The sequence below is a fragment of the Streptomyces sp. TRM70350 genome, from assembly GCF_019219825.1.
GTDB lineage: Bacteria > Actinomycetota > Actinomycetes > Streptomycetales > Streptomycetaceae > Streptomyces.
Genome location: NZ_JAHUXH010000050.1, coordinates 1 through 17787 on the forward strand (window position 1 = coordinate 1; position 17787 = coordinate 17787).

General features: G+C 71.0%; 19 protein-coding genes and 1 pseudogene. 8 read left to right on the forward strand and 12 right to left on the reverse strand.

Features of this window, described 5'->3' with window-relative positions; translation table 11 throughout:
* On the reverse strand, nt 1-592 hold a 592-nt coding region (locus KWI83_RS36180; protein ID WP_218518613.1), incomplete at its 3' end, for a DUF1003 domain-containing protein.
* Complete coding sequence (locus KWI83_RS36185) at nt 582-1871, reverse strand: magnesium transporter MgtE N-terminal domain-containing protein (RefSeq protein WP_218518614.1); 1290 nt, start codon at nt 1869-1871, stop codon at nt 582-584. The genes KWI83_RS36180 and KWI83_RS36185, both read right to left, overlap by 11 nt.
* A gap of 211 nt (nt 1872-2082) precedes the next feature.
* Between KWI83_RS36185 and KWI83_RS36190 the strand changes: the two genes are divergently transcribed.
* Nucleotides 2083-2817: a hypothetical protein gene (locus KWI83_RS36190; RefSeq protein WP_218518633.1), complete on the forward strand. Its 735-nt coding sequence runs from the start codon at nt 2083-2085 to the stop codon at nt 2815-2817.
* A gap of 6 nt (nt 2818-2823) precedes the next feature.
* On the opposite strand, the gene KWI83_RS36195 is transcribed toward KWI83_RS36190, so the two are convergent.
* Together KWI83_RS36195 and KWI83_RS36200 are read right to left on the reverse strand one after the other, a co-directional pair.
* On the reverse strand, nt 2824-3348 hold the full coding sequence (locus KWI83_RS36195) for a hypothetical protein (RefSeq protein ID WP_218518615.1): 525 nt from the start codon (nt 3346-3348) through the stop codon (nt 2824-2826).
* A gap of 23 nt (nt 3349-3371) precedes the next feature.
* Nucleotides 3372-4487: a magnesium and cobalt transport protein CorA gene (locus KWI83_RS36200; protein ID WP_218518616.1), complete on the reverse strand. Its 1116-nt coding sequence runs from the start codon at nt 4485-4487 to the stop codon at nt 3372-3374.
* Nucleotides 4488-4969: 482 nt separating this feature from the next.
* Between KWI83_RS36200 and KWI83_RS36205 the strand changes: the two genes are divergently transcribed.
* Complete coding sequence (locus KWI83_RS36205) at nt 4970-5554, forward strand: suppressor of fused domain protein (protein ID WP_218518617.1); 585 nt, start codon at nt 4970-4972, stop codon at nt 5552-5554.
* Between the two features lie 51 nt (nt 5555-5605).
* On the opposite strand, the pseudogene KWI83_RS39610 reads toward KWI83_RS36205, so the two are convergent.
* Nucleotides 5606-5737, reverse strand: a pseudogene (locus KWI83_RS39610) (MFS transporter); the annotation flags it as partial.
* A 111-nt stretch (nt 5738-5848) separates the two neighbouring features.
* On the opposite strand from KWI83_RS39610, the gene KWI83_RS36210 reads away from it, so the two are divergent.
* The 3 genes from KWI83_RS36210 (at nt 5849) to KWI83_RS36220 (ending at nt 8150) form a co-directional block, all read left to right on the forward strand.
* Nucleotides 5849-6490, forward strand: a complete 642-nt coding sequence (locus tag KWI83_RS36210; protein ID WP_218518618.1) for a DUF6758 family protein — start codon at nt 5849-5851, stop codon at nt 6488-6490.
* A 134-nt stretch (nt 6491-6624) separates the two neighbouring features.
* Entirely contained in the window at nt 6625-7482 is an 858-nt protein-coding gene (locus KWI83_RS36215; RefSeq protein ID WP_218518619.1) for a PHP domain-containing protein, read from the forward strand.
* 62 nt (nt 7483-7544) lie between these two features.
* Nucleotides 7545-8150, forward strand: a complete 606-nt coding sequence (locus tag KWI83_RS36220; protein ID WP_218518620.1) for a MarC family protein — start codon at nt 7545-7547, stop codon at nt 8148-8150.
* Nucleotides 8151-8224: 74 nt separating this feature from the next.
* On the opposite strand, the gene KWI83_RS36225 is transcribed toward KWI83_RS36220, so the two are convergent.
* A complete protein-coding gene (locus tag KWI83_RS36225) occupies nt 8225-8377 on the reverse strand; it encodes a hypothetical protein (protein ID WP_155060754.1) in 153 nt (50 codons plus the stop codon).
* Nucleotides 8378-8591: 214 nt separating this feature from the next.
* Here KWI83_RS36225 and KWI83_RS36230 point away from each other — a divergent pair, with 214 nt between their 5' ends.
* Nucleotides 8592-9494 carry an NYN domain-containing protein gene (locus KWI83_RS36230; RefSeq protein WP_218518634.1) on the forward strand — a complete coding sequence of 301 codons (903 nt, stop codon included), beginning with the start codon at nt 8592-8594 and terminating at the stop codon, nt 9492-9494.
* 41 nt (nt 9495-9535) lie between these two features.
* On the opposite strand, the gene KWI83_RS36235 is transcribed toward KWI83_RS36230, so the two are convergent.
* Together KWI83_RS36235 and KWI83_RS36240 are read right to left on the reverse strand one after the other, a co-directional pair.
* Nucleotides 9536-10411, reverse strand: coding sequence for an alpha/beta fold hydrolase (locus KWI83_RS36235; RefSeq protein WP_218518621.1), 876 nt, complete (start codon nt 10409-10411; stop codon nt 9536-9538).
* Nucleotides 10412-10568: 157 nt separating this feature from the next.
* The gene (locus tag KWI83_RS36240) at nt 10569-12986 is read right to left on the reverse strand and encodes a DEAD/DEAH box helicase (RefSeq protein ID WP_256363312.1); all 2418 of its coding nucleotides are present in this window, start codon (nt 12984-12986) and stop codon (nt 10569-10571) included.
* 514 nt (nt 12987-13500) lie between these two features.
* Here KWI83_RS36240 and KWI83_RS36245 point away from each other — a divergent pair.
* The gene (locus KWI83_RS36245; protein ID WP_218518635.1) at nt 13501-14262 is read left to right on the forward strand and encodes a ferritin-like fold-containing protein; all 762 of its coding nucleotides are present in this window, start codon (nt 13501-13503) and stop codon (nt 14260-14262) included.
* Nucleotides 14263-14369: 107 nt separating this feature from the next.
* Here KWI83_RS36245 and KWI83_RS36250 read toward each other — a convergent pair whose 3' ends face one another.
* The 4 genes from KWI83_RS36250 to KWI83_RS36265 all read right to left on the reverse strand — a co-directional run bounded on the left by KWI83_RS36250 (nt 14370) and on the right by KWI83_RS36265 (nt 16334).
* Nucleotides 14370-14639, reverse strand: coding sequence for a hypothetical protein (locus KWI83_RS36250; RefSeq protein WP_218518623.1), 270 nt, complete (start codon nt 14637-14639; stop codon nt 14370-14372).
* A gap of 258 nt (nt 14640-14897) precedes the next feature.
* The gene (locus KWI83_RS36255; RefSeq protein WP_073940165.1) at nt 14898-15125 is read right to left on the reverse strand and encodes a DUF3107 domain-containing protein; all 228 of its coding nucleotides are present in this window, start codon (nt 15123-15125) and stop codon (nt 14898-14900) included.
* 139 nt (nt 15126-15264) lie between these two features.
* Nucleotides 15265-15912, reverse strand: coding sequence for a TetR/AcrR family transcriptional regulator (locus KWI83_RS36260; RefSeq protein WP_141314580.1), 648 nt, complete (start codon nt 15910-15912; stop codon nt 15265-15267).
* Nucleotides 15913-16109: 197 nt separating this feature from the next.
* Nucleotides 16110-16334, reverse strand: a complete 225-nt coding sequence (locus tag KWI83_RS36265) for a hypothetical protein (protein WP_218518624.1) — start codon at nt 16332-16334, stop codon at nt 16110-16112.
* A 228-nt stretch (nt 16335-16562) separates the two neighbouring features.
* On the opposite strand from KWI83_RS36265, the gene KWI83_RS36270 reads away from it, so the two are divergent.
* On the forward strand, nt 16563-17786 hold the full coding sequence (locus KWI83_RS36270; RefSeq protein WP_218518625.1) for an alpha/beta fold hydrolase: 1224 nt from the start codon (nt 16563-16565) through the stop codon (nt 17784-17786).
* Nucleotide 17787: the final 1 nt, after the last annotated feature.

Here is a 17787-nt window from a genome sequence, read left to right on the forward strand (position 1 = left end):
CTACGTCACGCGCCCCTGACCGGTCTGCCGGGAATACGCGGTGACCGTCGGGATGCCCGTCCTGGAGTTCCCTGACCATGTCCTGCAACTCGGAGCGGAGCCAGTCCCGGGTCGCCACCTCGCCGAGCCCGATGCGCAGGGCGGCGATCTCCCGGGTCAGGTACTCGGTGTCCGCGATCGACCGCTCGTTCTGCTTGCGGTCCTGTTCGAGCTCGACCCGGGCGCGGTCGTCCTGCCGGTTCTGCGCGAGCAGGATCAGCGGGGCGGCGTAGGAGGCCTGGAGGGAGAGCGCCAGGGTCAGGAAGATGAACGGGTACTCGTCGAAGCGCAGGCCCGACGGCACGGACACGTTCCACAGCACCCACGCCACGATGACGACCGTCATCCCCACCAGGAAGCGCCCGGTGCCGATGAAGCGGGCGATGCGCTCCGACAGCTTCCCGAACGCCTCCGGGTCCCACTCGGGCAGCATGCGCGGCCGTCTGGGCCGTGGCTGGTCGAGCCGGACGCGCGGGCGCGTGGTCGCCGTGGCCCCGGCGGGCATGCGCTCCCGGACGATCTCGCGCCCCACCACCTCACGCTCAGGAGCCATGGGGGGCCACCCCTTCGCCCTCCGCAAGCTCGAACTCGGTCTCCCGCCAGTCCTCGGGCAGCATGTGGTCCAGTACGTCGTCCACGGTCACCGCGCCCAGCAGCGACCCGGACTCGTCGACGACGGGCGCCGCGACCATGTCGTACGTCGCGAAGAACCCGGCGACGAGCGGCAGCGCCGCGCCCGGGCCGAGGGGTTGCAGGTCGTCGTCGAGGATCGAGCTGACCAGGGTGTACGGCGGGTCGCGCAGCAGCCGCTGGAAGTGGACGGTGCCGAGGTACTTGCCGGTCGGCGTCTCGTCGGGCGGGCGGCAGACGTAGATCTGGGCGGCGAGGGCGGGGGAGAGGTCGGGGTTGCGGACCCGGGCGAGGGCCTCGGCGACGGTGGCGTCGGGGCGCAGCACGATCGGCTCGGTGGTCATCAGACCGCCGGCGGTGTCCTCCTCGTACGCCATCAGGCGGCGCATGTCGGCCGCGTCGGCGGGCTGCATCAGGCTCAGCAGCCGTTCCTGCTCCTCCGTCGGCAGCTCGGCGAGCAGGTCGGCCGCGTCGTCCGGGTCCATCGCCTCCAGGACGTCGGCGGCGCGCTCGCCCTTCAGCTTGCCGAGGATCTCGATCTGGTCGTCCTCCGGCAGCTCCTCCAGGACGTCGGCGAGCCGGTCGTCGTCGAGGGCCGCGGCGACCTCCGCGCGGCGCTTGGGGGAGAGATGGTGCAGGACGTTCGCCAGGTCGGCGGGGCGCAGCTGCTCGAAGGTGGCGAGCAGGCTCTCGGCGCCCTGCCCCTGCTCCTCCAGCGAGAAGCCGGTGACGCCGGACCACTCGACGGTCAGCGTCTCGCCCTTGGCCCGCCGGAAGGCGCCGCCCTTCCTGCCCTTGCGGACGAAGACGCGGTCGATCTCCCAGTCGCGGCGGGCCGGCAACTGCTGCACCGCCAGATCGAGGACGGTGACCTCCTCGCCGGTCTCGACGAGCGTGACGCGTTTGTCGAGCAGCTCGCCGAAGACCAGCCGCTCGGTGGGGCGCTGTTCGAAGCGGCGGACGTTGAGCACGCCGGTGGTGATGACCTGTCCGGACTCGATGCCGGTGACCCGGGTCATGGGCAGGAAGATACGGCGGCGGCTGGCGAGTTCGACGACCAGCCCGAGCAGCCGCGGCGGCTTGCCGCCGACCCGCAGCATGACGACCAGATCGCGTACGCGGCCCACCTGGTCGCCGTTCGGGTCGAAGACGGCGATGCCGGAAAGATGCGAGACGAAGATCCGGGGGGCGCCCGCGGCCATGGCTGCGCCTCCTTTTCCTGCCGTACGTTGCTTTTGCTCCGCTTGTGCTGAACTGCTCACTCGGATGGGCTTCAGGCTAGCCCGTCCCGATCGGATCCGCCCTGGTGAGCGGTCCGGACGGACTGGCTCCGCCGGCCGCTCGCCGCCCCGGTACGCTGCGGTACGCCGCTGAAGGACCGACGTCAGAAAGGCAGCACCATCTGTGACTGCGATGCGCCAGGGCCGTACGCGCCGGACCGCACTGGTGAGCGCGATGTGCGCCCTGGTTGTGGCGGGGACGGGACTGACCGGGTGTGGCAGCGAGGACCCGGACGCGGGCACGAACGGGGTCGGCAAACTGCCCGCCGACCAGATCCAGGCCAGGACGCGTACGGCGGCCGAGTCGGCGCAGGCGGTACGGCTGTCGGGGACCGTCGTCGCGGGCGGAAGCACGTACAAGCTGGACATGCGCCTGAAGTCGGACGGGGGCACCGGGTCGGTCAGCGCGCAGGGGGCGACCTTCCAGCTGTTGCGGGTCGGTGAGGAGCTGTTCCTCATGGCGGACGCGGAGTTCTGGCACGACGGGCACGACGAAGGGGACGCGGCCGCGGCCGACAAGCTCGACGGCAAGTACGTCAAGGTGCCGAAGGGTGATCCCTCGTACCAGCGGTTCAGCGGCTTCACCGACAAGGACGTCCTCTTCGACAGCCTGCTGACGCTGCACGGCACCCTGGCGACGGACGGCCGCCACGAGGAGTCCGGCGTGCGCACCATCCGCATCACCGGCGACCAGGGCTCCGGCGGCACCCTGGACGTCTCCCTGGAGGGCAGGCCGTACCCGCTGCGCCTGGTCCGCGCGGGCGGCGCGGGCACGCTCACGTTCTCGGACTGGGGCAAGGACTTCCCCCTGGAGCAGCCCGCGAAGGACAAGACGGTGGACTACGGCCAGCAGCTGCCGACGTCGTAGACCGCCCTATGTGCGCCTGCGCTTCTTCTTGTTCTTGAAGAGCAGCCGCGGCAGCCCCGCGGGGATCGGCTCCCGCGTCGTCGCCGGTGTCGGCAGCGGCGCCTGGGCCAGCGAGCCGTCCGGCAGCGGTGAGGTCGTGCCGGTCGGCTCCAGACGCAGCACCCGGCACTCGTGGGCCCACCGCTCCGGCATCGCCTCGCCGTCGGGGGCGTTGAGCCGCTTGCCCTTCAGCTCGGCGACCGCGGCCTCCCACCGCTCGGAACCGGACGGCAGCTCCACCACCCGCGCCGTCCAGGCGACCAGCCGACCGCCCTTGTCCTTGCTGCGGACGGTCACCTCGGCCGCGCCCCCGTCCACCAGCCCCGGCAGCGGCTGCTCGCCCGGCCCGTCGCCGACCACGCAGGCCGCGCCCTCGTGCCACACATGCCACAGCGCCCGCGCGGCCGGCGCCCCGGCACCCCGCACCCAGATGAGCCCGGACTTCTTCGTGGCCTCCTCGACGAGGGCCTGGTCGAGCAGCTCGCTAGTCATGGGATCAGCGTAGCCAGAGGCGCTCACAGCCAGCCGTTGCGCTTCAGCGTCCGGTGGATGCCGAAGCAGATCATCGCCGTGATGCCGAGCACCATCGGGTAACCGAACTTCCAGCGCAGCTCGGGCATGTAGTCGAAGTTCATCCCGTACACGCCGCACACCATCGTCGGTACGGCGATGATGGCGGCCCACGACGTGATCTTGCGCATGTCCTCGTTCTGCGCGACGGACGCCTGCGCGAGGTTGGCCTGGAGGATGGAGTTGAGCAGCTCGTCGAAGCCGGTGACCTGCTCCTGCACCCGGGCGAGGTGGTCGGCGACGTCCCGGAAGTACTTCTGGATGTCGGGGTCGATCAGCCGCATCGGCCGCTCGCTCAGCAGCTGCAGCGGCCGCATCAGCGGCTGCACCGCCCGCCGGAACTCCATGACCTCACGCTTGAGCTGGTAGATCCGCCCGGCGTCGGTACCCCGCGGCGCGCCTTTCCGGCCCGGCGAGAAGACCTCGGTCTCCACCTCGTCGATGTCGTCCTGCACCGCGTCGGCGACCGCGATGTACCCGTCGACGACGTGGTCGGCGATGGCGTGCAGCACCGCCGAGGGGCCCTTGGCGAGCAGCTCGGGGTCGTCCTGCAGCCGGTGCCTGAGCGCCCGCAGCGAGCCCTGCCCGCCGTGCCGGACGGTGATGAAGAAGTCCCGCCCGGTGAAGCACATCACCTCGCCGGTCTCGACGACCTGGCTGTTGGCGGTGAGCTCGTCGTGCTCGACGTAGTGGATGGTCTTGAAGACCGTGAACAGGGAGTCGTCGTAGCGCTCCAGCTTGGGCCGCTGGTGTGCCTGGACGGCGTCCTCGACCGCCAGCGGGTGCAGCCCGAACTCGCTTGCGATACCGGCGAATTCGGCCTCGGTGGGCTCGTGCAGCCCGATCCACACGAACCCCCCGTCGCGCCGCACCCGGCGCATCGCCTCGTGCGGGGTGAGCGGCCCCGCGGTCTCCACGCGGGCGCCGTCGCGGTAGACGGCACAGTCGACGACGGCGCTGGAGGTCCGGGGGTCGCGGGTGGTGTCGTACGCCCCGGTGTCCTTGCGCAGGGCGGGACGTGACGGGCGGACCGCGGCACGCAGGTCACGGATCATCGACATGGCAGGCTCCTTCGCGGGCGAGCAGCGGAAGGCCGCGGGCGACGGGTGGAACTGCCCGGAATGCAGGCGTCCTGACTTGCGGATGTTTGGCACGTCCACAAAGCGGGGAGCACCGCACCGTCGCGGTGGCGGACTTCGCTACTGATTCAGCTGCTGATGCAGGTCATACAGATCAAGCAGAGGCACAACGGAACTAAGTGCTCTTCCGTGGAAACACGCAGGAGAAGCGCATGCGAGAGGTGGCGGCAGGCTAGAGCCGGAGCAACGTCAGCGGCCGGAAGAGCGGGTGGTACTGCACGGTCGACTTCGGTCCATTGCAGCCCCACCTCCTCCGGCCGGTCCCTCGTAAGGGAGTGTCGTCGGCGTCGGGACTTGATCGCGACGCTGCTGCGTGCTGCCCCGAACCACCGGCCAAGAGTATCAGCAGACCGAAGTGTCAAGGCGCTGCTTTGCCCGGTACTGACGAGTTCTATGCTCGCCGCATGGCTGATGTTCTCCCACTGGTCGAGGCCAGGTTGCGCTCCGCGCTCGGCGAACCGGACGCGCGCGCCGCGGTCACCTTCCTCGGCGCCGACCGCATCGAGGTGCTGCGTTTCCAGGAGGGGGACATCGTCCGCTACGCCACCCTCGGCATGTCCGCCCAGCCCATGACGGACCCCACGTCGGTCCTCGCCGACCCGGTCAAGGGCCCGCGTGCCGAGCTGGTGCTCTCCGTACGGTCCGGTCCGGCCGACACCGGCAAGGTGCTCCGCCCGCTCGCCGTCCTCGCCGCGTCCCCGCAGGTCGAGGGCGTGGTCGTGGCCCCCGGTGCCTCCCTGGACGTCGGTGAACCGCTGTGGCCCGGCGCCCCCTTCACCTCGGTCCTGGTCGCCGAGCCGGGCGGCCTGGTCGAGGACCTGGAACTGGACCCGCCCCTCGACCCCGTCCGCTTCCTGCCGCTGCTCCCCATGACCCCCAACGAGGCCGCCTGGAAGCGCGTCCACGGCGCCCAGGCCCTCCAGGAGCGCTGGCTGACCAACGGCACCGACCTGCGGGACCCGTCCCGCAGGTCGGTGCCGTTGGACTGACGCGGGCGTGAGGAAGCTCACCAAAGTCCGTCCGGAAACGGTCAGTTGGGACGCGGCCGTCGCCGCGAGCCACCGCAGGAGGGTGTAGCCCGCGCTCGCCACCGGCCGCGGCGCGTCCGACACACCAAGCGCCAGCTCGGTGTGGAGGGTGTTGTTCACGCCGATGAAGGCACCGGAAACTAAATGGGACTGCCTGATCAGCGTGCCATGTATCTAATGGTTTGCGGGGCCGGTTCCCCCCGGACGGGTGATCGTCCTTGACGTGACGCAGTCGGGGTAGGACCGTGGGGCCCTATGAGGGGCGAACCCAGTTGCCCGAAGTGTGGTGGCCGGGTCAGGGCTCCCGGACTCTTCGCCGATTCCTGGCAGTGCGATCTGCACGGCACTGTGCATCCGCTGCAGCCCGTGATCCCGCCCAGCGTCGAGGCCCTCAGCGTCGTGGTGGCTCGCACGCACGTACCGGTGTGGATGCCGTGGCCCCTGCCGGTCGGCTGGCTGTTCACGGGTGTGGCCTGTGCCGGTGACGATCGCAGCGGTGGCCGGGCCACCGCGGTGGCCTGCTCGGGGCCCGGACCACTCGGCGGCATAGGGGAACTGATCCTGGTCGCCGAGGAACTCGGCGTCGGCCTCGGCGCGCGGTACGCGGGGATCGACGGGCCGGACCCGGGGCCGTACATGAACGTCGAGAAGCCACCCCAGGTGAAGGTCCTGGCCGCGGGTCGGCCCACCCCGCTGTGGCTTGTCTCCGGGTCGCCGGACGATCGGGCGGTGTTCGCCGGGGAGGCCATGGGGTTGTGGCTGTGGGCCGTGGTGTGGCCGGAGCAGTCGGGGCTGTTGATGTACGACGAGCTGGTGCTGACGGATGTGCGGGATGCGGGGGCGGAGGTGGAGCTGGTGCCGTGCGGGGCGCTTTCGCCGCGCTTGCTGGAGCCGTAGCTGTTCACACCGGCAGCGTCTGCGGGTCGCCGGGGGTTGCTCGCCCAGCTCCCCGCGCCCCTTACCGGCGTGCAGTGGACGCTCGTTTATCCTTGGGGCGTCCCCTCCGTCCCGTCACCGCTGGAGTCCGCGTCGTGCGAATAGATCTGCACACCCACTCCACCGCCTCCGACGGGACGGACACGCCGGCTGAGCTGGTGCGGAACGCCGCCGCTGCCGGGCTGGACGTCGTCGGGCTCACCGATCACGACACGACCCGGGGTCACGCCGAGGCGATCGCGGCGCTGCCCGAGGGGCTCACGCTGGTCACCGGGGCCGAGCTGTCCTGTCGTATCGACGGGATCAGCATGCACATGCTGGCCTACCTCTTCGACGCCGAGGAGCCCGCGCTGCTCGCCGAGCGGGAGCTGGTGCGGGACGACCGGGTGCCCCGGGCCCAGGGGATGATCGCCAAGCTGAACGAGCTGGGCGTGCCGGTCACCTGGGAGCAGGTCCTGAGGATCGCCGGCGACGGGTCCGTGGGGCGGCCGCATGTGGCGTCAGCGCTGGTCGAGCTGGGTGTCGTACCGAGTGTCGGCGATGCCTTCACGCCGGACTGGCTGGCCGACGGCGGGCGGGCCTTCGTGGAGAAGCACGAGACCGATCCGTTCGAGGCGATCCGGCTGATCAAGGGTGCGGGCGGAGTCGCCGTGTTCGCGCATCCGGGGGCCGCCAAGCGAGGGCGTACGGTGCCGGAGTCGGCGATCGCCGAGATGGCCGCCGCCGGGCTCGACGGCATCGAGGTCGACCACATGGACCACGACCCGGACACCCGGGCGCGGCTGCGCGGGCTGGCCAAGGAGCTGGGGCTGCTGGTCACCGGGTCCAGCGACTACCACGGCAGCCGCAAGACGGTCGCGCTCGGCGAGTACACGACCGACCCCGAGGTGTACGGGGAGATCATCCGGCGGGCGACGGGCGCGTTCCCGGTTCCGGGGACCGGCGGAGCCTGAGGCGCACGACCCCTCACGCTCACGCACGTCCGTCATCTCATCGCAAGGCCCGTAGCCCCGTCATGTTCGACCTCGCCGTCTTCGGCTCTCTCTTCCTCACCCTTTTCGTCATCATGGATCCCCCCGGGATCACCCCGATCTTCCTCGCCCTGACCGCGGGACGGCCCGCCAAGGTGCAGCGGCGCATGGCCTTCCAGGCCGTCTGTGTCGCCGGTGGTGTGATCACCGTGTTCGGGGTGCTGGGGCATCAGATCCTCACCTATCTGCATGTCTCCGTGCCGGCGCTGATGATCGCCGGTGGGCTGCTGCTCCTGCTGATCGCCCTCGACCTGCTCACCGGCAAGACCGACGAGCCCAAGCAGACCAAGGACGTCAACGTCGCCCTCGTACCGCTCGGCATGCCGCTGCTGGCCGGGCCCGGTGCGATCGTGTCGGTCATCCTGGCCGTGCAGAAGGCGGACAGCGTCGGCCTGCAGGTGTCGGTGTGGGCCGCGATCCTGGCCATTCATGTCGTGCTGTGGCTGGTCATGCGGTACTCGCTGCTGATCATCCGGGTCATCAAGGACGGCGGCGTGGTGCTGGTGACCCGGCTCGCGGGCATGATGCTGTCCGCGATCGCCGTGCAGCAGATCATCAACGGGGTCACGCAGGTGATCCAGGGGAGCTGAGCCCCGCGTGGAGACAGCAGGGCCCCGTACGGCGTGTCCGTACGGGGCCCTGAAGCTTTGGTGAGTGATCCGTGCTACGAGGCCGTGGTGTCGGCCGGGCGGATCCAGAGTCGCTGTCCGATGGCTGCGGCCTGCTGCACGATCCGGTTGACGGAGGCGGCGTCCACGACGGTCGTGTCCACGGGCGTGCCGTCCACGTCGTCGAGTCGCATGATCTCGAAGCGCATGGCTTCTCCCTTCGTCTGGTCATCCTCCTGAGGAGAACTACTGGGATGGCCCGGGAGGCGGGGGTGCCTCCGGTTCCATACGTATGCAACGGCCTGCTGGTTACAAACATTCCCTACGCTAAAGAAATTTTTCGAACGACTAATTACTGAACGGTAAGCAGCTCTCTTGAGACTAACCGGGACCGGTTGTGTTCGCAGCGTGACCAACGGGACAATGGAGGTGATGAACGACGACCTCGCGGCCCTGACCGCCCGCATCGACCGCACGAACGAGCTGCTGCAGCGCATGCTCGCCGAGGTGGCGAAGACACCCTCGACCCATGCCATCTTCGTCGACGCGGGGTATCTCTACGCGGCCGCGGGCCGGTTGGTCGCCGGGACCGAGGACCGGCGCGCCTTCGACCTCGACGCCGAGGGACTGATCGAGGCGCTCATCGACAAGGCCCGCCAGATCTTCGCGGACAGCCGGCTGCTGCGGGTCTACTGGTACGACGGCGCCCGGCGCCGCATCCACACCACCGAGCAGCAGTCCATCGCCGAACTGCCCGACGTCAAGGTCCGCCTGGGCAACCTCAACGCCAACAACCAGCAGAAGGGCGTCGACTCACTGATCCGCACCGACCTGGAGTCCCTCGCCCGGCACCGTGCCATCAGCGACGCGGCCCTGCTCGGCGGCGACGAGGACCTGGTGTCGGCGGTCGAGGCGGCGCAGGGGTACGGGGCGCGGGTGCACCTGTGGGGCATCGAGGCGCCGGAGGGCCGCAACCAGGCCGAGCCGCTGCTGTGGGAGGTCGACAGCCAGCGCAACCTCGACCTCGACTTCTTCAAGCCGTACGTCTCCCGGCGCACCGCCGCCTACGAGCCCGCCGCGATCGCCCGGCCCGCCCGCGAGGAGGTCCGCTTCGTCGGCGCCCAGATCGCGGCGAAGTGGCTGGCGGCGCGGGGGCGGGAGCCGCTGCTGGAGCTGCTGCCCGGGCATCCGTATCTGCCCGGTTCGGTGGACCAGGATCTGCTGGTGGAGGCCGAGGGGCTGCTGCAGTACTCGCTGCGGGGGCAGGCGGATCTGCGCCGAGCGCTGCGGGACGGGTTCTGGGAGCACTTGCAGACGCAGTACTGACCCGTCGTGTGGGCAGTACCGACCCCCCGTGTGGGCAAGTACTAACCCGTCGTGTGGACCGTGTCCCAGAAGTCGGCGATCGCGTGGGCCGTCGGCAGGGGCTGGTCCGCGTTCGGTGAGTGTTCGGCGCCCTCGACGACCGTGCGGTGCGCGTGCAGTCGTACCGCCATGTCGTCCAGCAGCGGCAGCGGCCAGGTGTCGTCCCGCACGCCCGACAGGACGTGGAACGGCAGCGGCACAGCGGCGAGTTCGGCGACACGGTCCGGCTCCGTGCACAACTGGCGGCCGGTGGCGATGAGTTGGGCGGGCTTGTTGCCGAGCCAGCGGCGGCGCAGGAGTTCGGGGCCGCCGATGCCGCGAGTGGGTCCGCCGACCTCCTCCGGGGCGCCCATCGCCTCGATCACCTCCCAGACCTCGGCCGTCGTCATCACCGCGAGTGCGTCCCGCAGCAGCTTCACACGCTGTTGCTGGGAGACCGAGATCTGCGCCGGGCCGGACGACATGAGGGTGAGCGAGGCGAAAGGGGAGTGGTCCAGCAGCACTGCGGCACGGGAGATCTGGCCGCCCAGGGAGTGACCGAGGAGATGCAGGGGCGTGCCCAGGGCCTCGGCCTGTGCGAGGACGTCGCGTGCCAACTCCGGCTGGGCGTACGCCGTCTCGTCGTCCGCAGGCCCGTCCGACTCGAACTGGCCCCGCCCGTCCACGGCCACGGTCCGGTACCCACGCGCGGCGAGCGGTCCCTGCATCAGCCGGAAGTCCTCCTTGCTGCCCGTGAAACCGGGAACCAGCAGGGCCGTGCCGCGCGGCTGGACGCCCGGCGCGACCGGCACGTCCACGACCGCGAAGTCACCGCGTGGAGTGCGGAGGGGGTAGGCGCGGGCGCCCGGGGGCGGGGTGTGGGTGGCGGGCGTGGTCACGGGGTGAGGGTAGCGGGTGGGGGCGTCCGGGGGACGGCGGGGACGGGCACAGGTCGCGGCGCGTTGGCTTGAAGGCGTCCACCGGCTGCCGCCCCGTGCCGGAACGCCGACGGCCCGGTCCTACGGTGAGGTGGGCCGGGCCGTCGGGCGGCGGTGATCAGCTGTCCGCCGCCTCCGCGGTGGCCGTGGCCTTGCGGGTACGGCGTGCCTTCGGCTTGGACTCCGGCTCCTGCGTGGCCTGCGCCGGGATCCCGGCGGCCGCCTCCGGGGCGGGGGCGGTCGCCTTGCGGGTGCGGCGAGCCTTCGGCTTGGTCTCCGCGGTGTCGGCGGCCGCGTCGGGTGCGGTGGCTGCCGTCTTGCGGGTGCGCTGCGGCTTGGCCTCGGCGTCCTCCGTGGTGGTGGTCGCCTTGCGGGTGCGCTTGGGCTTGGTGTCCGTGCCTTCGGCGGTGTCGACCGCTGCCTCGGCGGTGGCCGCGTCGGGTGCGGTGGCGGCCGTCTTGCGGGTGCGCTGCGGCTTGGCCTCGGCGTCCTCCGTGGTGGTGGTCGCCTTGCGGGTGCGCTTGGGCTTGGTGTCCGTGCCTTCGGCGGTGTCGACCGCTGCCTCGGCGGTGGCTGTGGCCTTGCGGGTGCGCTGCGGCTTGGCCTCGGCGTCCTCCGTGGCGGCTGCCGTCTTGCGGGTGCGCTTGGGCGTGGTGTCGGCGTCCTCCGTGGTGGTGGTCGCCTTGCGGGTGCGCTTGGGCTTGGTGTCCGTGCCTTCGGCGGTGTCGACCGCTGCCTCGGCGGTGGCCGTGGCCTTGCGGGTGCGGCGTGCCTTCGGCTCGGGATCCGGCTCCGCCACGACGGCCTCGATGGCCTGCGCGGGGACCGTGGCTTCGGTGGCTTCCGTGGCTTGGGTCGGCGCGGCGGTCTTGCGGGTGCGGGTGCGGGTGCGCTTGGGCTTGGTCTCCGTGCCCTCGGCGGTGTCGACCGCTGCCTCGGCCGGGGCCTCGACGGTCTCAACGGGCTGCGCCTGCGCCGACTTGCGCGTGCGGCGGCGGCGCGGCTTCGCCGACGTCTCCGGGGCGTCCACCGTGGCGGCGCCCTCGGCCGTCGTCACCGCGGTTTCCGCGGCCTCGGTCACGGGTGACTCGACAGCCGTCGTGGCCGTCATTTCCGCCGGGGCGCCCGCACGGGTACGGCGCCGGCGCCGCAGGGTGCGCGGCGCGGCGGCCTCCTCCGTAGTCGCCTCGGCGGTCGTGGACGCCGGCGTCTCCGTCGCGTCCAGCGGCGTACCACCGCGCGTACGGCGGCGGTGCCTCGGTGTACGGGACGTACGCTCACGGTCGGCGGAGCGGGACTCGTCCCGGCCGCCCCGGCCACCGCGGCCGCGCCCACCGCGGCCGCCGGGCTCGCCCAGGTCCTCCAGCTCCTCCGCGTCGAGCCCGGCGCGCGTGCGCTCCGAGCGCGGCAGGACGCCCTTGGTGCCTTCGGGGATGTTCAGGTCGGCGAACAGGTGCGGGGACGTCGAGTACGTCTCCGGCGGGTCGTTGAAGTCCAGCTCCAGCGCCTTGTTGATCAGCTGCCAGCGCGGGATGTCGTCCCAGTCGACGAGGGTGATCGCGATGCCCTTGTTGCCCGCGCGGCCCGTACGGCCGATGCGGTGCAGGTACGTCTTCTCGTCCTCCGGCGACTGGTAGTTGATGACGTGCGTCACACCCTCGACGTCGATGCCGCGCGCGGCCACGTCGGTGCAGACGAGGACGTCCACCTTGCCGTTGCGGAAGGCGCGCAGCGCCTGCTCGCGGGCGCCCTGGCCGAGGTCGCCGTGGACCGCGCCGGAGGCGAAGCCGCGCTGCTTGAGCTGGTCGGCGAGATCGGCCGCGGTGCGCTTCGTACGGCAGAAGACCATGGCCAGTCCTCGTCCGTCGGCCTGCAGTATGCGGGCGACCATCTCGGCCTTGTCCATGTTGTGCGCGCGGTAGACGTGCTGCGAGATGTTCGCGACCGTCACGCCCTCGTCGTCCGGCGCGGTGGCGCGGATGTGCGTGGGCTGCGACATGTAGCGGCGGGCCAGGCCGATGACCGCGCCCGGCATGGTCGCCGAGAACAGCATCGTCTGGCGGCGCACCGGAAGCATGTTGATGATCTTCTCGACGTCGGGCAGGAAGCCCAGGTCGAGCATCTCGTCGGCCTCGTCGAGGACCAGGCACTTGACGTGATTGAGGTTGAGCTTCTTCTGGCCGGCCAGGTCCAGCAGGCGGCCCGGGGTGCCGACGACCACGTCGACGCCCTTCTTCAGGGCCTCGACCTGAGGTTCGTAGGCCCGGCCGCCGTAGATCGCGATGACGCGTACGTTGCGCACCTTGCCCGCGGTCAGCAGGTCGTTGGTGACCTGCGTGCACAGCTCGCGCGTGGGGACGACGACGAGCGCCTGCGGGGCGTCGGTGAGGGCCTCGGGCTTCGCGCGCCCGGCCTCGACGTCGGCGGGGACGGTGACGCGCTCGAGGAGCGGAAGGCCGAAGCCCAGCGTCTTGCCGGTGCCGGTCTTGGCCTGGCCGATGACGTCCGTGCCGGAGAGGGCGACGGGGAGGGTCATCTCCTGGATGGGGAACGGGGTGACGATGCCGACGGCTTCCAGGGCCTCGGCGGTCTCGGGGAGGATCCCGAGCTCTCGGAACGTCGTAGTCAGGGTGCTGCCTCTTCTGTGTGGGCGGTACGAGGCGAGCGCGGGGGTCGTGTCTGACCGTGCCGGGGACGTCGGCCGCCGTAGGGGCGCGCCGTAGGACACGGGACCTCTGCCAACGCTCCAGCGTTCGTACCGCTGAGGGGTCCCTCCGATCGTCGTACGCACAGTGCCGTACGGTCAGGGAGGGCTGTCAGGTCGGAGCCGATCGGGCCACCGACCGGGCATCCTCATACGTGCGGCCTGTCGAGGTACGGCGAAGACGTCGTCGTACCAGCAGGCGCATTACCACCATACCCCGGAATCGCGCACATGCGATGGCCGATTCGGTGACGTAGTCATCGTCACACTTGTGCGCGCGTTCCTTGGCGTCCTCGTGGCCACACTGATTGACCAGGGACTTCCACCCCGCGGCGAGCGGGCTATTGTGCGCTTCATGACGACCTCTGACAAGCCTGAGCACGCCGCCGAGACCACCGACGCCGCCGCACACACCGGGGTCGCCGCCCAGGACTGGGCGACCGCCGCCGCCGATCCGCAGTACCGGGCCGCGGTCGTGGACCTGCTGGGCGCGCTCGCGTACGGGGAGCTCGCGGCGTTCGAGCGGCTCGCGGAGGACGCCAAGCTGGCGCCCACGCTGGAGGACAAGGCGGAGCTGGCGAAGATGGCGTCGGCCGAGTTCCACCACTTCGAGCGGCTGCGCGACCGGCTCACGGAGATCGGTGAGGAGCCGACCGCCGCGATGGAGCCGTTTGTCGCCGCGCTCGACGGCTTCCACAAGCAGACGGCGCCGTCGGACTGGTTGGAGGGGCTGGTCAAGGCCTACGTCGGCGACTCCATCGCCAGCGACTTCTACCGTGAGGTGGCCGCACGACTGGACGCCGACACCCGTTCCCTGGTGCTGGCCGTGCTCGACGACACCGGCCACGCGGGATTCGCCGTCGAGCGGGTGCGTGCGGCGATCGACGCCGACCCGCGCGTGGGCGGGCGGCTCGCGCTGTGGGCGCGACGGCTGATGGGTGAGGCCCTGTCCCAGTCCCAGCGGGTGGTCGCCGAGCGTGACGCCCTGTCCACGATGCTGGTGGGTGGCGTCGCCGACGGCTTCGACCTCGCCGAGGTCGGCAAGATGTTCTCGCGGATCACCGAGGCGCACACGAAGCGGATGGCGGCCCTCGGGCTCGCTGCCTGACGGCGGCGGTTCGCAGTCAAGAGCGGCGGTTCGCGGTCAAGAGCGGCTGCTCGCGGTCTATGGGCGACGACGCGCTGCCCAAGGGCGGCGGCGGGTGCGGCGGCGGCTCAGGCCGTCGCCGATCGTCGGCGGAGTCTTCCCGCCGGGCGCAGCAGCAGGGAGAGGGACGCGGCCGAGACGATCGCCGCGCCGAGGAGCACCAGCAGGACGCCGCCGGCCTCCAGCGCGCTGTGCGTGAGGAAGGCGCCGAAGAGGGCTCCGGCGACACCGGTCGACAGGACCAGGGGGCGGGCCGGGAGGCGGTGCGGCAGGCGGGCGGCGTAGACCCATGACAGGGCCAGGCCGAGGATCGCGGAGCCGAGTGCTTCCAAGAGCATGTCAGGGTCCTCCCACATGGCCGGCCTGCCCGAAACAGTCGTAGCCCGTCTTACCCCTGACCTGCGGAATGCAACCCTTTTCTGTGCGGGAGGTGTGCTCCGTTTGTGAAGCCGTGCGTGGGGCGTCGAAGACGGTGGAAACAGGGAAACGGTGAAAACGGGACAACGGTGGAAACGGGACAACGGTGGAAAACGGGAAGGGCCCGGCGGCTCGTACAAGCCGCCGGGCCCTTCCCGTCCGCCTTCGTCCGCGGCCGCCTACAGCGCGCCGAAGCCCACCTTGCGCGGTGCCGGCTCGCCGAGCTCGACGTACGCGAGGCGGTCGGCCGGGACCAGGACCTTGCGGCCGTGCTCGTCCACGAGACTGAGCAGCTGCGACTTGCCGGCCAGCGCCTCGGCGACCACGCGCTCGACCTCCTCGGCACTCTGACCGCTCTCCAGAACGATCTCGCGCGGCGCGTGCTGAACGCCGATCTTGACCTCCACGGCTATGTCCCTCCGAACGGTCAGTGAAGTGCGCGGGCGTCCGCGCCGTACCCCGCACACATTAGCCCGGTGAGGGGATGCGCACGCTCCACGCGAGAACGCCAGGAGCGAACAGCCGACGGGAACAAACGCGCAGGCGTCAGTGATGCGACTGCTCGCTGCCGTGCAACGGGAAGCCCGCGATGCCCCGCCAGGCCAGCGAGGTCAGCAGCTGCACCGCCTGGTCGCGCGGCACGCTGCGGTCGCTGTGCAACCACGAGCGGGCCACCACCTGGGCGAGGCCGCCGAGCCCGGAGGCCAGCAGCATCGACTCCGCGCGCGAGAGGCCGGTGTCCTCGGCGATCACGTCACAGATCGCCTCCGCGCACTCGTTCGTGACCTTGTCGACGCGCTCGCGCACGGCGGGCTCGTTCGTCAGGTCCGACTCGAAGACCAGCCGGAAGGCGCCGCCGTCGTCCTCGACGTACGCGAAGTACGCGTCCATCGTGGCCCGTACGCGCTGCTTGTTGTCGGTGGTCGACGCGAGCGCGTTCCGTACGGCCTGGATCAGGGACTCGCAGTGCTGGTCCAGCAGGGCCAGGTAGAGGTCGAGCTTGCCCGGGAAGTGCTGGTAGAGCACCGGTTTGCTGACGCCGGCGCGCTCGGCGATGTCGTCCATCGCGGCCGCGTGGTAGCCCTGGGCCACGAAGACTTCCTGGGCGGCGCCCAGCAGCTGGTTCCGGCGGGCACGGCGCGGCAAGCGCGTACCTCGCGGGCGCGCCGCCTCAGTTTGCTCGATGGCTGTCACGCCGCCTCCCAAAATCGTCCACATGCGGTGTGCGCCGCGCGGCCATCGTACTTTTCGGTAACCGTGCTGTGCGCGGTGCGAGCGCAGAATTTCACGGACCGGACGGCTACGAAAGTCGCCCAGAGCGTTTCGAACGAGTGCAGAGCGGGCAAAGCAGGGCCTCGTCTCCGCTCAACGCCACCTGGTGTCGTCATTCGTCACCGATAGTCATCCTCGTCGAGGCTCACGACCCGGGCCTGTTCCGCGAGGTCCCCCTCGCTGGCCCGGTCGGGCTCCACGCCGGTCAGCGGGTCGTCGCGGTCGGGCACGATGTCCGCGTGCTGCTCGGCCGCGTCGACCTCGGGGGCCTCGACGTCGAACTCCTGGGCTTCCTCGGTCTCCTCTTCCTCGAAGGTGTCGGGATCGGTGGGGTCAACGGCCATGGTGGGCTCCCTTCCTACGAACGTCCCTGGGAGAAGCAGGGGCCACACGCGGGTGCCCTCTTTACGAGCGTAGGAGACACAGGTTCCGGACGCTATCGATCCGCGTCCGGAACGTCACGCGCTGCGCATCCGGCAGCGGTGTGGGGTTCTCATGGCTGTGACGGTGATCTCCGTGTCTGTGTTGGCGAACACATGAACCACCGCGTGATCACCTCGTAACATTGCCGCATGTCTTCGACCGAGTTGCCGTACGTTCCGACCACCAACGTGCTCCCGAAGGTGGCGCCCGTCAGGGTCGCGGAGGGCGAGCGGCTCAAGTCGGTCCGGCTGCCCGGCATCACGCTCACGGTGCGTTCGAGGCCACCCGCGCGCGAGGGACTGCCGCCCGCGCTGTACGTCCACGGCCTCGGCGGCTCCTCGCAGAACTGGTCGGCGCTGATGGAACTGCTCGACGCGGACGTCGACTGCGAGGCCGTCGATCTGCCGGGCTTCGGAGACTCCCCGCCCCCGGACGACGGCGACTACTCGGTCACCGGGCACGCGCGCGCGGTCATTCGCTACCTGGACGCCTCCGGGCGCGGCCCGGTGCATCTGTTCGGCAACTCCCTCGGCGGCGCGGTCACCACCCGCGTCGCCGCCGTTCGCCCCGACCTCGTCCGGACGCTGACGCTGGTGTCGCCGGCGCTCCCGGAGATCCGCATCCAGCGCACCGCCGTTCCCACGGCCCTGCTGGCGCTGCCCGGAGTGGTCCAGCTCTTCACCCGGTTCACCACCGGCTGGACGGCCGAGCAGCGGGTCCGGGGCGTCCTGACGCTCTGCTACGGCGATCCCGAACGCGTGTCGCCCGAAGGTTTCCGCAACGCCGTGGAGGAGATGGAGCGGCGGCTGCAGCTGCCGTACTTCTGGGACGCGATGGCGCGCTCCGCGCGCGGGATCGTCAACGCGTACACGCTGGGTGGCCAGCACGGGCTGTGGCGCCAGGCCGAGCGGGTGCTCGCCTCCACGCTCCTCATCTACGGTGGCCGCGACCAGCTCGTGGGCTTCCGCATGGCCCAGAAGGCCGCCCGTACTTTCCGTGACGCGCGACTCCTGACGCTTCCGAACGCCGGGCATGTGGCGATGATGGAGTATCCGGAGACGGTGGCGATGGCGTTTCGCGAACTGCTGGCGGAAGCGGAAGCGGAGGCGGGGGTAGAGGCGGAGGCCAAGGCGAGAGCGGCTGAGGATGTTGCCTCCGGTGGCGTTGCGTCGGGCGGTGGGGCCTCCGGCGGTGCTGCCTCGGCCGGGCGGGTGTCGGGCGGTGGGGCTTCCGGCGGTGCTGCCTCGGCCGGGCGGGTGTCGGGCGGTGGGGCTTCCGGCGGTGCCGCCTCGGCCGGGCGGGTGTCGGGTGGTGGGGTCTCCGCGGGTGGGGTCTCCGCGGGTGGGGCCGAGTCCGCGAGCGCGGGGAGCTGAG